The sequence below is a fragment of the Serratia sp. CY38905 genome, assembly GCF_052168875.1.
Taxonomy (GTDB): Bacteria; Pseudomonadota; Gammaproteobacteria; order Enterobacterales; family Enterobacteriaceae; genus Serratia; species Serratia sarumanii.
The window spans coordinates 17035-31299 of the sequence record NZ_JBJNLV010000020.1; the positions used below are offsets into that span (position 1 = coordinate 17035).

Here is a 14265-nt window from a genome sequence, read left to right on the forward strand (position 1 = left end):
TTATTTCAGCTCCAACCGTTTAACTTGCCAGACGGTTTTCGCGTTCACATCCAGATTATTCAGCTCGGCGTAGCTATCGCGCGGATAAATAATGGCGAACGGCCCCAGTTCCCCCACGTCGATCGGCTTGCCGCCGCGCTGATAGGCGACGATCACGCGGTATTTAGTCATCTCGTCAATCGGCATCGAATAGGAGTAATCATCCCAGGCGAAAGCGCGCACCGACTGGCCTTTCAGATGATAGGCTTTCACCAGCTCCGCAAGCTCAACGCCGGTGAACGTATCTTCCGGGGTGAAATTGGTCGAGGTTTTAATCGTGTGCGACGGCATCGCCTCCAGCATCTGCCGGGTTATCTTGATCTTCTCGCCGTCGAGCGGCCTCAGGTAAAAATAGTCAACGGCCGCATACAGCGGCGCGCTGAACAGCGAAAGCAGCAGTAACGTCATCAATCCGTTGATTTTCATCAGTCACCCTCTTTGCGTTTCACCAGTTCGACCTGGCCGAATTCATCCTGCCCGACCACGGCCCAGCCGTGATGTTGATAAAAGCCTTCGGCTTTGGAGCCGGGATCGGTGGTTAAGTGGATCGCTTCGGCGCCGTGTTCAAACATCCAGTGAGTGATCCGTGCCAGCAAGGCGGAGCCGATCCCCTTCGACTGGTATTCCGGCTTCACGAACAGGCCGCCGATCAGCGGTTCAGGGATGAATAGCCCGAAGCCAACGCCGGCATAGTCGTCGCCATGCTTGCAGATCCAGCCGCCGCCCTGGTTGATGTCCTCCAGCGCCTGTTTGCGCTGCAGATACTGGATCTGATGCGGATGCAGCAGGTTTTCCTCAACGGAAAAGCGGATCTCATACAGGTAAGGCAGGTGTTGCGCCGTCAATTTTTCGAAGGTAATGAGGCTGTCCATGTTCGCACTGTCCTTGGTTGTCAGGTAAAAAGCGCCGGTCAATTTCTGCTGTAACCATAGTAGCAAAGTTTGCTCTACCCCGGCATGAGGCGAAAAAAAACCGCCCCCGAGGGAGCGGTTTATCTGGCAATGGGCCCGGCATGCCGGGCCCGCGGCGCGGATGACGATTACTCGTCGTCGCTGCCGCCCAGGCCTGCGTTGAGCAGCTCGGCCAGGTTAGCCGTCGCTTCTTCCGCGCTGACTTGCGGAACAACCGGCGCTTCACCCTGAGCACGGCGACGCATGCGATCCTGATGATAAGCGTAACCGGTACCGGCTGGGATCAGACGGCCCACGATGACGTTCTCTTTCAGGCCACGCAGTTCATCACGCTTGCCGGCTACGGCAGCTTCGGTCAGAACGCGCGTCGTTTCCTGGAACGATGCGGCGGAGATGAAGGACTCGGTCGCCAAGGAAGCCTTGGTGATACCCAGCAGATCGCGCGAGAAGGTTGCCGGGATCTTACCTTCAGCTTCCAGCTGACGGTTGGCAATCTTGACGCGAGACACTTCAGCCTGCTCGCCTTCCAGGAACTCGGAGCCACCAGCGCTAACGATAGTGCCTTTACGCAGCATCTGACGAACGATAACTTCGATGTGCTTATCGTTAATCTTAACGCCTTGCAGACGGTAAACTTCCTGCACTTCGTTGGTGATGTAGCGGGTAACCGCATGCACGCCACGCAGACGCAGAATGTCGTGCGGAGACTCTGGGCCGTCGGATACGACGTCGCCACGTTCCACCACTTCGCCTTCGAACACGTTAAGCTGACGCCATTTCGGAATCATCTCTTCGTAAGCGTCGCTGCCGTCCAGCGGAGAGATCACCAGGCGACGTTTGCCTTTGGTCTCTTTACCGAACGAGATAATCCCGCTGATTTCAGCCAGGATTGCCGGCTCTTTCGGACGACGTGCTTCGAACAGGTCGGCAACGCGCGGCAGACCACCGGTAATATCCTTGGTACCGCCGGATTCCTGAGGAATACGCGCCAGGGTATCACCCGCACCAATCTGAATGCCGTCTTCCAACTGAACGATCGCTTTGCCCGGCAGGAAGTATTGAGCAGGCATATCAGTACCTGGGATCAATACGTCTTCGCCCTGAGCGTCAACGATTTTCAGTGCCGGACGCAGGTCTTTACCGCTACCGGTACGCTCTGCGCTGTCCAGAACTACCAGAGAGGACAAACCGGTCAGTTCGTCGGTCTGGCGAGTAATGGTCTGGCCGTCAACCATGTCCGCGAAGCGAATGAAGCCGCTGACTTCACTGATGACCGGCATGGTGTGCGGATCCCAGTTAGCAACGGTTTCGCCGCCGTTAACTTCTTCACCGTCGCCTTTGCCCATCACGGCACCGTAAGGCACCTTGTAGCTTTCTTTGGTACGGCCGAATTCGTCGATCAGTTTCAGTTCGGTGTTACGCGAGGTGATCACCAGCTTGCCCGCAGCGTTCATAACGAACTTCGCGTTGCTCAGCTTGATGCTACCCTTGTTTTTCACCTGGATGCTGGATTCAGCAGCCGCACGAGATGCCGCACCACCGATGTGGAACGTACGCATCGTCAGCTGTGTACCCGGCTCACCGATGGACTGTGCCGCGATAACGCCGATGGCTTCACCTTTGTTGATGATGTGGCCACGTGCCAGGTCGCGACCGTAGCAGTTTGCGCACACACCAAAGTCGGTTTCACAGCTCACCACGGAACGGACTTTAACGCTGTCGACAGAGTTCTCTTCCAACAGGTCACACGCCTTCTCGTTCAGCAGGGTGTTGCGTGGCACCAGAATGTCCGCCGTACCCGGCTTGAGGACGTCTTCTGCCGTCACACGGCCCAGAACGCGTTCACGCAGCGGCTCTTTCACGTCGCCACCTTCGATAACCGGAGTCATCAGGATGCCGTCGTGGGTGCCACAGTCGTCTTCGGTCACAACCAGATCCTGCGCCACGTCAACCAGACGACGGGTCAGATAACCGGAGTTCGCGGTTTTCAGTGCGGTATCCGCCAGACCTTTACGAGCACCGTGGGTGGAGATGAAGTACTGGAGTACGTTCAGACCTTCACGGAAGTTCGCGGTGATTGGCGTTTCGATGATGGAGCCGTCCGGCTTCGCCATCAGACCACGCATACCGGCCAGCTGACGAATCTGAGCGGCGGAACCACGCGCACCGGAGTCGGCCATCATAAAGATGCTGTTGAAGGAAACTTGCTGTTCCACTTCGCCGTCACGGTTAACCACGTCTTCTACCGACAGGTTTTCCATCATCGCTTTCGCAACGCGTTCGTTCGCTGCAGCCCAGATATCGATCACTTTGTTGTAGCGTTCGCCGGCGGTAACCAGACCAGACTGGAACTGCTCCTGGATCTCGGCAACTTCGGTTTCCGCTTCTTCGATGATCTCCGCTTTCTTGGCCGGGATAACCATGTCGTCGATACCTACGGAAGCGCCGGAACGGGCTGCGTAAGCAAAACCGGTGTACATGATCTGGTCAGCAAAGATAACGGTCGGCTTCAGGCCCAGGATGCGGTAACAGGTGTTCAGCATCTTGGAGATCGCTTTCTTGCCCAAAGGCTGGTTAACGATCGCGTACGGCAGACCTTTCGGTACGATCATCCACAGGATGGCGCGGCCGATGGTGGTGTCGATGATGCTGGTCTGAGAAGTCCATTCGCCTTCGGCGTTTTTGACGTCTTCGGTGATACGCACTTTAACGCGCGCATGCAGAGACGCCAGGCCGGCGCGGTAAACACGCTCAGCTTCTTTGGAACCGTTCAGCACCATGCCTTCGCCCTTGGCGTTAACACAGTCGCGGGTCATGTAGTACAGACCCAGTACAACGTCCTGAGAAGGAACGATGATTGGCTCGCCGTTCGCAGGGGACAGGATGTTGTTGGTGGACATCATCAGCGCACGCGCTTCCAGCTGAGCTTCCAGCGTCAGCGGTACGTGAACGGCCATCTGGTCACCATCGAAGTCGGCGTTATAGGCCGCACAAACCAGCGGGTGCAGCTGGATCGCTTTACCTTCGATCAGAACCGGTTCAAACGCCTGGATACCCAAACGGTGCAGGGTTGGTGCACGGTTCAGCAGTACCGGGTGTTCGCGGATCACTTCGTCCAGGATATCCCAAACGACGGCTTCTTCACGCTCAACCATTTTCTTGGCGGCTTTGATGGTGGTGGCCAGGCCACGCAGCTCCAACTTGCCGTAGATGAACGGTTTGAACAGCTCCAGCGCCATCTTTTTAGGCAGACCGCACTGATGCAGACGCAGGTATGGACCTACGGTGATTACGGAACGGCCGGAGTAGTCAACGCGTTTACCGAGCAGGTTCTGACGGAAACGACCCTGCTTACCTTTGATCATGTCGGCCAAAGATTTCAGAGGACGTTTGTTGGAACCGGTGATGGCACGACCGCGACGGCCGTTATCCAGCAGGGCGTCTACCGCTTCTTGCAGCATACGCTTTTCGTTGCGCACGATGATGTCCGGCGCAGCCAGATCCAGCAGGCGTTTCAGACGGTTGTTACGGTTGATCACGCGGCGATACAGATCGTTCAGATCCGAGGTCGCGAAACGACCGCCATCCAGCGGAACCAGAGGACGCAGATCCGGCGGCAGTACCGGCAGCACGGTCAGGATCATCCACTCCGGTTTGTTACCGGACTGCACGAACGCTTCCAGCAGCTTGATACGCTTGGTCAGCTTCTTGCGCTTGGTTTCGGAGTTGGTTTCGTTCAGCTCTTCACGCAGCTGCTCGCACTCGGCTTCCAGATCCATGTTTTTCAACAGGGCCTGAATAGCTTCCGCACCCATCTTGGCGTCGAATTCGTCACCGAACTCTTCCAGCGCGTCCAGATACTGCTCTTCGGTCAGGATCTGACGACGCTCGAGGTTGGTCATACCGCCTTCGACCACCACATAGGATTCGAAGTACAGTACGCGTTCGATGTCACGCAGCGGCATATCCAGCAGCAAACCGATGCGGGATGGCAGCGATTTCAGGAACCAGATGTGCGCGGTCGGCGAAGCCAGCTCGATGTGGCCCATGCGCTCACGACGCACTTTGGTCTGGGTCACTTCAACGCCGCACTTCTCACAGATCACGCCGCGGTGTTTCAAGCGCTTGTACTTACCGCACAGGCACTCGTAATCTTTTACCGGCCCGAAGATACGGGCGCAGAAAAGGCCGTCACGCTCTGGTTTGAACGTACGGTAGTTAATGGTTTCCGGCTTCTTAACTTCACCGAACGACCACGAACGGATCATGTCTGGCGAGGCCAGAGCAATCTTGATCGCATCAAACTCTTCGGTCTTAGTTTGCGCTTTCAGAAACTTCAATAAGTCTTTCACGGATTGGCTCCTGTCGGAGTTAAACCTGTTGGGTACCCACAACCGCAGTAGGTACCCGTGTGACCTGAACAACCACCCTCAGGCTCCCTTAGGCGGGGAGCCTGAGCCGGCATGACGATTACTCGTCTTCCAGTTCGATGTTGATGCCGAGCGAGCGGATTTCTTTCAACAGTACGTTGAAGGATTCCGGCATGCCTGGCTCCATCCGGTGGTCGCCATCCACGATGTTTTTGTACATCTTGGTACGGCCGTTAACGTCATCCGACTTAACGGTGAGCATTTCCTGCAGGGTATAAGCCGCGCCGTATGCTTCCAGTGCCCACACTTCCATCTCACCGAAGCGTTGACCACCGAACTGCGCTTTACCACCCAGAGGTTGCTGAGTCACCAAGCTGTAAGAACCGGTTGAACGGGCGTGCATTTTATCGTCAACCAAGTGGTTCAGTTTCAGCATGTACATATAGCCGACAGTAACCTGGCGCTCGAATTGCTCACCGGTACGGCCATCGAACAGCGTGATCTGACCGGAGGTCGGGATACCGCCCATTTCCAGCAGTTGCTTGATTTCAGTCTCTTTCGCACCGTCAAACACCGGCGTTGCGATCGGCATACCTTTTTTCAGGTTCTCTGCCAGACGCAGCACTTCGTCGTCGCTGAAGGTGTTCAGGTCAACTTTCTGGCAAACGTCGTCGCCCAAATCGTAGGCCTTCTGGATGAACTCACGCAGCTTGGCCACTTCCTGCTGCTGCTTCAGCATCTGGTTGATCTTCTCACCGATGCCTTTCGCAGCCATACCCAGGTGGGTTTCCAGAATCTGACCGATGTTCATACGTGATGGTACGCCCAGCGGGTTCAGTACGATGTCTACCGGCGTGCCGTTTTCATCGTAAGGCATATCTTCGATCGGGTTGATCTTGGAGATAACACCCTTGTTACCGTGGCGGCCCGCCATCTTGTCACCTGGTTGGATCTGACGTTTAACGGCCAGATAAACCTTGACGATTTTCAGCACGCCCGGCGCCAGATCGTCGCCCTGAGTGATCTTACGACGCTTGGCTTCCAGCTTCTTCTCGAAGTCGGATTTCAGTTCGTCGTACTGCTCAGCCAGCTGCTCCAGCTGGTTTTGCTTCTCTTCGTCGGTCAGGCCCAGTTCCAGCCAGCGATCGCGCGGCAGCTTGCTCAGCTTGTCGGCTTCGATGCCACCGGCAACCAGCACCGCGTGGATACGCGCAAACAGGCCGGCTTCCAGGATCTGCAGTTCTTCAGTCAGGTCTTTCTTCGCCTGCTTCAGCTGCATCTCTTCGATTTCCAACGCGCGCTTGTCTTTTTCCACGCCATCGCGGGTGAAGACCTGCACGTCGATAACCGTACCGGAAACGCCGTTCGGTACACGCAGAGAAGAGTCTTTAACGTCAGACGCTTTCTCACCGAAGATCGCACGCAGCAGTTTCTCTTCCGGCGTCAGCTGGGTTTCGCCTTTAGGCGTTACCTTACCGACCAGAATGTCACCGCCGGTCACTTCAGCACCGATATACACGATACCGGATTCATCCAGCTTGGAGAGCGCAGCTTCACCCACGTTAGGGATGTCGGCGGTGATCTCTTCAGGCCCCAGCTTGGTGTCGCGAGACACGCACGCCAGTTCCTGGATGTGGATGGTGGTGAAGCGATCTTCCTGCACCACGCGCTCGGAGACCAAGATGGAGTCTTCGAAGTTGTAGCCGTTCCAAGGCATGAACGCTACGCGCATGTTCTGGCCCAGTGCCAGTTCGCCCAGGTCTGTCGATGGGCCATCCGCCAGCACGTCGCCGCGCTCGATTGGCTCACCCAGATTCACACACGGCATCTGGTTGATGCAGGTGTTCTGGTTAGAACGGGTGTACTTGGTCAGGTTGTAAATATCGATACCTGCTTCGCCCGGGTACATCTCGTCTTCGTTAACTTTGATAACGATACGGGAAGCATCCACGTACTGGATAACACCGCCGCGTTTGGCAACGGCGGTTACGCCGGAGTCAACCGCTACGGCGCGTTCCATACCGGTACCAACCAGCGGCTTGTCAGCGCGCAGGGTTGGTACGGCCTGACGTTGCATGTTCGCACCCATCAATGCACGGTTGGCGTCATCGTGTTCCAGGAATGGAATCAGTGAAGCACCAACGGAAACAACCTGCTGGGTGGATACGTCCATGTAGTCAACCTGGTCGCGGCTGAACAGGCTTGATTCGCCTTTGCTGCGGCAGGTGACCAGGTCTTCTACGAAGCGGCCTTCTTCATCCAGGTTGGAGTTCGCCTGGGCGATAACGAAGTTGCCTTCTTCAATAGCAGACAGGTAGTTGATTTCATCGGTCACCACGCCGTCACGCACGCGGCGGTACGGGGTTTCCAGGAAGCCATACTCGTTAGTCTGTGCGTACACGGACAGGGAGTTGATCAGACCGATGTTTGGACCTTCCGGCGTTTCGATTGGGCACACGCGGCCGTAGTGGGTCGGGTGTACGTCTCGAACTTCAAAGCCGGCGCGCTCACGGGTCAGACCGCCCGGGCCCAGTGCGGAGATACGGCGCTTGTGCGTGATCTCGGACAGCGGGTTGTTCTGGTCCATGAACTGGGACAGCTGGCTGGAGCCGAAGAACTCTTTCACCGCCGCCGAAATCGGCTTGGCGTTGATCATGTCCTGAGGCATCAGGGTATCCAGATCGCCCAGAGACAGACGCTCTTTCACCGCACGCTCAACACGCACCAGACCTACGCGGAACTGGTTCTCGGCCATCTCGCCGACGGAACGGATACGACGGTTGCCCAAGTGGTCGATATCGTCCACTTCGCCCTTGCCGTTACGGATATCGATGAGCTTCTTCATCACTTCGATGATGTCGTCTTTGCTCAGGATGCCCGAACCTTCGATCTCGTCGCGCAGCAGAGAACGGTTGAACTTCATACGACCAACCGCGGACAGATCGTAGCGGTCTTCGGAGAAGAACAGGTTCTCGAACAGGCTTTCGGCAGCTTCGCGCGTTGGCGGCTCACCAGGGCGCATCATGCGGTAGATTTCTACCAACGAGCTCAGACGATCGGTGGTCGGATCGACGCGCAGCGTTTCAGAGATATACGCGCCGTGATCCAGATCGTTGGTGAACAGCGTTTCGATGCGCTTGTGGCCGGACTGGCTCAGCTTGGCCAGCAGATCCAGCGACAGCTCCATGTTGGCTGCGCAGATCAGTTCGCCGGTATTGGTATCGATATAGTCTTTCGCGACCACTTTGCCCGCGATGTACTCTACCGGTACTTCAATGCTCTGAATGTCGTCTTTTTCCAGCTGACGGATATGACGAGCGGTGATGCGACGGCCTTTCTCTACGTAGATCTTGCCGTTGGCTTCGATGTCGAACGAAGCGGTCTCACCACGCAGGCGCTCTGGCACCAGCTCCATCTGCAGCTTGTTGTCACGGATTTCGAAGACGATCTTGTCAAAGAACAGGTCGAGGATCTGTTCAGTGGTGTAGTTCAGCGCGCGCAGAATGATGGTCGCAGGCAGTTTGCGGCGACGGTCAATACGCACGAACAGGTTGTCCTTCGGATCGAACTCGAAGTCCAACCATGAACCGCGGTAAGGGATGATGCGTGCGTTGTACAGCACTTTACCCGAGGAGTGGGTTTTACCCTTATCGCTGTCGAAGAATACGCCAGGACTACGGTGCAACTGAGATACGATAACCCTCTCAGTACCGTTGATCACAAAGGTGCCGTTTTCGGTCATGAGCGGAATTTCGCCCATGTAGACTTCTTGTTCCTTGATGTCTTTGACCGTACCTTCAGGCGCTTCGCGCTCATAGATAACCAGGCGCAGTTTTACGCGCAGCGGTGCAGAGAACGTCACACCACGGATCTGGCACTCTTTGACGTCGAAGACCGGCTCACCAAGACGGTAGCTAACGTATTGCAGCTCCGAATTGCCACTGTAGCTCTGGATAGGGAAAACAGAACGGAATGCGGCTTCAAGGCCGTACTGCCCTTCTGGATCTTGCTCGATAAACTTCTGGAACGAGTCAAGCTGGATAGAAAGGAGATATGGTATGTCCAGCACTTGTGGACGTTTACCAAAATCCTTACGAATACGTTTTTTCTCGGTATAGGAGTAAACCATAGGGTTCCTCAGCTCGCTGATCAGTGACCCAATCTGTCCGTCCGATTAGGGACAGTTCATGCAACACCGTTTTGTCGACCGGAAAGCGGGAACACTTTCCGCAATGTCTCTTGCTATCACGCTTAAACCATTTCATCGCGTCTTCCCCCAGAACTCCTGGTAGTGCAAAGACCGCGGTATATTAAGTCGTCAATAGAAACAAACATTGGGAGGCGAAACCAGCAGCCAAACAGTGTGAAACGCTACTGGCGCCCTACAGCGCAAAAAGGCTGGTGACTAAAAAGTCACCAGCCATCAGCCTAAAAGACTAGGCTGCAACCGGAAAGGTTGGCTTATTTAACTTCAACTTCAGCGCCAGCTTCTTCCAGAGATTTTTTCAGAGCTTCTGCGTCATCTTTGCTCACGCCTTCTTTCAGAGCGGCTGGAGCAGATTCAACCAGGTCTTTAGCTTCTTTCAGACCCAGGCCGGTAGCGCCACGTACTGCTTTGATAACAGCAACTTTGTTAGCGCCAGCAGCTTTCAGGATAACGTCGAATTCAGTTTTCTCTTCAGCAGCTTCAGCCGGGCCAGCAGCTACAGCTACAGCAGCAGCAGCAGAAACGCCGAATTTTTCTTCCATAGCGGAAACCAGTTCAACAACGTCCATTACGGACATAGCGGCAACTGCTTCCAGGATTTGGTCTTTAGTGATAGACATAACAATTGTTCCTAAAATTCAGAAATAGTTTAAATACGTTAGCAAAGGCTAAGAAAGAGTGGCTTACGCCGCTTCTTTCTGATCGCGTACTGCAGCCAGAGTGCGAACCAGTTTGCCGGCAGCGGCTTCTTTCATGGTTGCCATCAGGCGTGCGATCGCTTCTTCGTAAGTTGGCAGCGTCGCCAGGCGGTCGATTTGCGCCGCTGGGATCAGCTCACCTTCAAAGGCCGCAGCTTTAACCTCGAATTTTGCATTCGCTTTCGCGAACTCTTTGAACAGACGAGCAGCAGCGCCCGGGTGTTCGTGAGAGAATGCAATCAAGGTTGGACCGACAAACGTGTCTTTCAGGCATTCGAATGGAGTGCCTTCAACTACGCGACGCATCAGGGTGTTGCGAACAACACGCATGTAAACGCCAGCTTCACGACCTGCTTTACGCAGTTCAGTCATTTTATCTACGGTAACGCCGCGGGAATCCGCAACAACCGCAGACAGCGCGCCTTTGGCTACTTCGCTGACTTCAGCAACAATCGCTTGTTTGTCTTGAAGATTTAATGCCATTAGCTTTTTGCTCCTGGATTAGCCGGGGAAAATCCCCCGGAACTCACTTCACTCGGCGCTTTGTAAAACGCCACGCCGAGCGGCTTAACACGGTGAGCAGAATCCAGCAAAGACATTCTTTTATAAAAAAGAAAAATTTTCTTAGGCTCTGTCACCGTCTACGCAGGAAGGATTAAGTATCTTGCGATACACCTGCGGTCTTGGACGGAGGCCTGGATAGGCCAGGCTCCAACCGAAAAATCTTTGTTTTGCCTACGGCATAGCCAATAGCAAAACCTTGGGGCATAAGATTCTAGACAAATCTTGGCCCCAAGTCAAAGCGATAATCGCAAATGCGATTAGTTCGCTGCAGCAGACAGACCGCTCTGATCGATAGCAACGCCAGCACCCATGGTGGTGGAGAGGCTAACTTTCTTGATGTACATGCCTTTCGCCTGAGAAGGTTTTGCTTTTTTCAGCGCAACCAGCAGGGCTTCCAGGTTTTCTTTCAGTTTGTCTGCGTCGAAATCAACCTTACCGATAGTGGTATGGATGATGCCGTTTTTGTCGTTACGGTAGCGAACCTGACCTGCTTTAGCGTTTTTCACTGCTTCAGCAACGTTCGGAGTAACGGTACCCACTTTCGGGTTTGGCATCAGGCCGCGTGGACCCAGGATCTGGCCCAGTTGACCTACAACGCGCATTGCATCCGGGGAAGCAATAACAACGTCGAAGTTCATTTCGCCTTTCTTGATCTGGTCAGCCAGATCGTCCATACCTACCAGCTCTGCGCCGGCAGCTTTTGCTGCTTCAGCGTTAGCGCCTTGGGCAAATACGGCAACGCGAACGGAACGACCGGTGCCGTGTGGCAGAACGGTAGCGCCACGAACGTTTTGGTCAGATTTACGAGCGTCGATGCCGAGGTTAACGGCAACGTCAACGCTTTCTACGAATTTAGCGGTGGCCAGCTCTTTCAGCAGAGCAACAGCTTCAGCGATGTCATACTGTTTAGTAGCATCAACTTTGTCACGGATCACGCGCATGCGCTTGGTCAGCTTAGCCATCTCTTAATCCTCCACTACCAGGCCCATGGAACGAGCGGTACCTTCGATGGAGCGAGTCATCGCTTCAACGTCAGAACCAGTCATGTCCGCAGCTTTGGTTTCTGCGATTTCACGTACCTGAGCACGAGTCACTTTACCTACCTTGTCTTTGTTCGGCTTACCGGAACCAGACTTGATACCAGCCGCTTTTTTCAGCAGAACTGCTGCTGGCGGGGTTTTGGTAACGAAAGTGAAGGAGCGATCAGAATAAACGGTGATAACAACCGGAATCGGCAGACCTTTTTCAACGCTGTCAGTCTTAGCGTTGAATGCCTTACAGAATTCCATGATGTTAACGCCCTGCTGACCCAGAGCTGGACCCACTGGTGGGCTCGGGTTCGCCATACCAGCTGCAACTTGCAGCTTGACGTAGGCTTGTACTTTCTTAGCCATTTAAATTTCCTCGGTTTGGGTAGTATCGCCTCGCAAGAGGCTCCCCGTGTTTCACCCCGCCCAACATGCATCAGGCAAGGCATCTAAAAACAAAAGGCGCGAAATTGTAGTTCAATTTCGCGCCTTTGACAAGCGGCTACGGGCCACTCGTTGCTGATTATTCGATCAGCCTTTCTCAACCTGGCTGAAGTCCAGTTCCACCGGCGTTGCACGGCCAAAGATGGAAACGGAAACTTTCAGGCGGCTCTTCTCGTAATCGACTTCCTCGACCACGCCGTTGAAATCGGCAAACGGGCCGTCGTTGACGCGCACCAGCTCGCCCGGTTCGAACAGCGTTTTCGGACGCGGCTTGTCACCAACCTGCTGCAGGCGGTTCATGATCGCATCAACTTCTTTATCGCTGATCGGCGCAGGACGGTCAGACGTACCGCCGATGAACCCCATGACGCGCGGTACGCTGCGCACCAGGTGCCAGCTGGCGTCATTCATCACCATCTGCACCAGCACGTAGCCAGGGAAGAATTTACGCTCGCTCTTGCGACGTTGGCCGCCACGGATTTCAACCACTTCTTCCGTAGGCACCATCACTTCGCCGAACAACTCTTCCATATCGTGCAGTTTGATGTGTTCACGCAGCGATTGTGCTACGCGACCTTCAAAACCGGAAAACGCCTGAACGACGTACCAACGTTTTTTTGGAGCTTCAGACATTTTAGAACCTCAGGCCAGTAATAAACGACACCAGACGGACCAGAATACCATCCAGCCCCCACAGAATCAGTGACATCACGGCGGTTACCGCGGCAACGATCAACGTGGTGTGTAGCGTTTCCTGACGAGTTGGCCAAATCACTTTACGTACTTCGGTACGCGCTTCGCGGGCAAACGCAACGGTGGCTTTGCCTTTGGTGGTCATCAGAGCCACTGCACCTGCAACGGCGATGATCAGCACAACTGCCAGCGCGCGCAATGGCAGGCTTAAATCACGGTAGTAATAGTTACCGACAATAGCCACAACCAACAGAACGGCGACGATCAGCCACTTTGCCGCTTCCAGGCCGCGTCCGCTCCCTTGAGCCTCGGTATTCGCACTCATAAACCAACCTGTCACAATGATGATTCAGAACAAACAACTTTGCCTCGCATTGCGAGGCAAACCAAACCGATCGGATACCGCTTCAGCGCTATCCCGGTGTTTTACGCCATGACGTATTTCAGTCAATACGGTTTAAGAGCCCATCTCACCAATGATTATGACTGCAAAATCGCTGATGAGATAGGTTCTAGTTCACAGCGTAGAAAAAGGGCATCAAATGATGCCCTTTTACCGCGTGTCGCGTCAAACTTTATCAGCGATTAAGCGATAACTTTAGCAACAACACCTGCGCCAACGGTACGGCCGCCTTCACGGATTGCGAAACGCAGACCGTCGTCCATCGCGATTGGGTGAATCAGGGTTACAACCATGTTCACGTTGTCGCCTGGCATTACCATCTCTACGCCTTCTGGCAGTTCGATGGTACCGGTCACGTCAGTTGTACGGAAGTAGAACTGTGGACGGTAGCCTTTGAAGAATGGCGTGTGACGACCACCTTCATCTTTGCTCAGGATGTACACTTCAGATTCGAACTGGGTGTGTGGCTTGATAGAGCCTGGCTTCGCCAGTACCTGACCACGTTCGATTTCTTCACGTTTGATACCACGCAGCAGAACACCTACGTTCTCACCAGCACGGCCTTCGTCCAGCAGTTTGCGGAACATTTCAACGCCAGTACAGGTAGACTTAACGGTGTCTTTGATACCAACGATTTCAACTTCTTCGCCAACTTTGATGATACCGCGCTCAACACGACCGGTAACAACGGTACCACGACCGGAGATGGAGAATACGTCTTCGATTGGCAGCAGGAACGGCTTGTCGATAGCACGCTCTGGCTCTGGGATGTAGCTGTCCAGCGCTTCAGCCAGTTCGATGATTTTCGCTTCCCACTCAGCTTCGCCTTCCAGCGCTTTCAGCGCGGAACCGCGGATTACTGGCAGGTCGTCGCCTGGGAAGTCGTAAGCGGACAGCAGTTCGCGAAC

Annotated in this window: 11 protein-coding genes; all 11 read right to left on the reverse strand. The window is 54.6% G+C overall.

The window, feature by feature from the left end; translation table 11 throughout:
- On the reverse strand, positions 1-465 hold the full coding sequence (locus tag ACJ8MK_RS24305) for an oxidoreductase (RefSeq protein WP_103774579.1): 465 nt from the start codon (positions 463-465) through the stop codon (positions 1-3).
- Positions 465-911: a GNAT family N-acetyltransferase gene (locus tag ACJ8MK_RS24310; RefSeq protein ID WP_033655330.1), complete on the reverse strand. Its 447-nt coding sequence runs from the start codon at positions 909-911 to the stop codon at positions 465-467. The genes ACJ8MK_RS24305 and ACJ8MK_RS24310 overlap by 1 nt, the downstream gene beginning before the upstream one ends.
- Positions 912-1078: 167 nt before the next feature.
- Positions 1079-5302 (reverse strand): DNA-directed RNA polymerase subunit beta', encoded by a 4224-nt coding sequence (rpoC, locus tag ACJ8MK_RS24315; protein ID WP_021505232.1) that lies wholly within the window; start codon positions 5300-5302, stop codon positions 1079-1081.
- A gap of 118 nt (positions 5303-5420) precedes the next feature.
- Positions 5421-9449 (reverse strand): DNA-directed RNA polymerase subunit beta, encoded by a 4029-nt coding sequence (gene rpoB, locus ACJ8MK_RS24320; protein WP_033636721.1) that lies wholly within the window; start codon positions 9447-9449, stop codon positions 5421-5423.
- A gap of 332 nt (positions 9450-9781) precedes the next feature.
- Positions 9782-10147, reverse strand: coding sequence for a 50S ribosomal protein L7/L12 (gene rplL, locus ACJ8MK_RS24325; protein ID WP_004929903.1), 366 nt, complete (start codon positions 10145-10147; stop codon positions 9782-9784).
- A gap of 63 nt (positions 10148-10210) precedes the next feature.
- Positions 10211-10708, reverse strand: a complete 498-nt coding sequence (gene rplJ / locus ACJ8MK_RS24330) for a 50S ribosomal protein L10 (RefSeq protein ID WP_004929905.1) — start codon at positions 10706-10708, stop codon at positions 10211-10213.
- Between the two features lie 338 nt (positions 10709-11046).
- Complete coding sequence (gene rplA / locus ACJ8MK_RS24335; protein WP_033636720.1) at positions 11047-11751, reverse strand: 50S ribosomal protein L1; 705 nt, start codon at positions 11749-11751, stop codon at positions 11047-11049.
- A gap of 3 nt (positions 11752-11754) precedes the next feature.
- Positions 11755-12183, reverse strand: a complete 429-nt coding sequence (rplK, locus tag ACJ8MK_RS24340; protein ID WP_015376316.1) for a 50S ribosomal protein L11 — start codon at positions 12181-12183, stop codon at positions 11755-11757.
- Positions 12184-12348: 165 nt separating this feature from the next.
- Positions 12349-12894 (reverse strand): transcription termination/antitermination protein NusG, encoded by a 546-nt coding sequence (gene nusG / locus ACJ8MK_RS24345; protein ID WP_004929914.1) that lies wholly within the window; start codon positions 12892-12894, stop codon positions 12349-12351.
- Position 12895: 1 nt separating this feature from the next.
- On the reverse strand, positions 12896-13279 hold the full coding sequence (secE, locus tag ACJ8MK_RS24350; protein ID WP_004929916.1) for a preprotein translocase subunit SecE: 384 nt from the start codon (positions 13277-13279) through the stop codon (positions 12896-12898).
- Positions 13280-13539: 260 nt separating this feature from the next.
- The coding region (locus ACJ8MK_RS24355) for an EF-Tu/IF-2/RF-3 family GTPase (protein WP_306495015.1) at positions 13540-14265 on the reverse strand (726 nt) is incomplete at its 5' end.

Coding starts and splice junctions, on each gene's coding strand:
- ACJ8MK_RS24305 (WP_103774579.1), bottom strand. CDS start 465: ATGAAAATCAACGGATTGATGACGTTACTGCTGCTTTCGCTGTTCAGC.
- ACJ8MK_RS24310 (WP_033655330.1), bottom strand. CDS start 911: ATGGACAGCCTCATTACCTTCGAAAAATTGACGGCGCAACACCTGCCT.
- rpoB (WP_033636721.1), bottom strand. CDS start 9,449: ATGGTTTACTCCTATACCGAGAAAAAACGTATTCGTAAGGATTTTGGT.
- rplL (WP_004929903.1), bottom strand. CDS start 10,147: ATGTCTATCACTAAAGACCAAATCCTGGAAGCAGTTGCCGCTATGTCC.
- rplJ (WP_004929905.1), bottom strand. CDS start 10,708: ATGGCATTAAATCTTCAAGACAAACAAGCGATTGTTGCTGAAGTCAGC.
- rplA (WP_033636720.1), bottom strand. CDS start 11,751: ATGGCTAAGCTGACCAAGCGCATGCGCGTGATCCGTGACAAAGTTGAT.
- rplK (WP_015376316.1), bottom strand. CDS start 12,183: ATGGCTAAGAAAGTACAAGCCTACGTCAAGCTGCAAGTTGCAGCTGGT.
- nusG (WP_004929914.1), bottom strand. CDS start 12,894: ATGTCTGAAGCTCCAAAAAAACGTTGGTACGTCGTTCAGGCGTTTTCC.
- secE (WP_004929916.1), bottom strand. CDS start 13,279: ATGAGTGCGAATACCGAGGCTCAAGGGAGCGGACGCGGCCTGGAAGCG.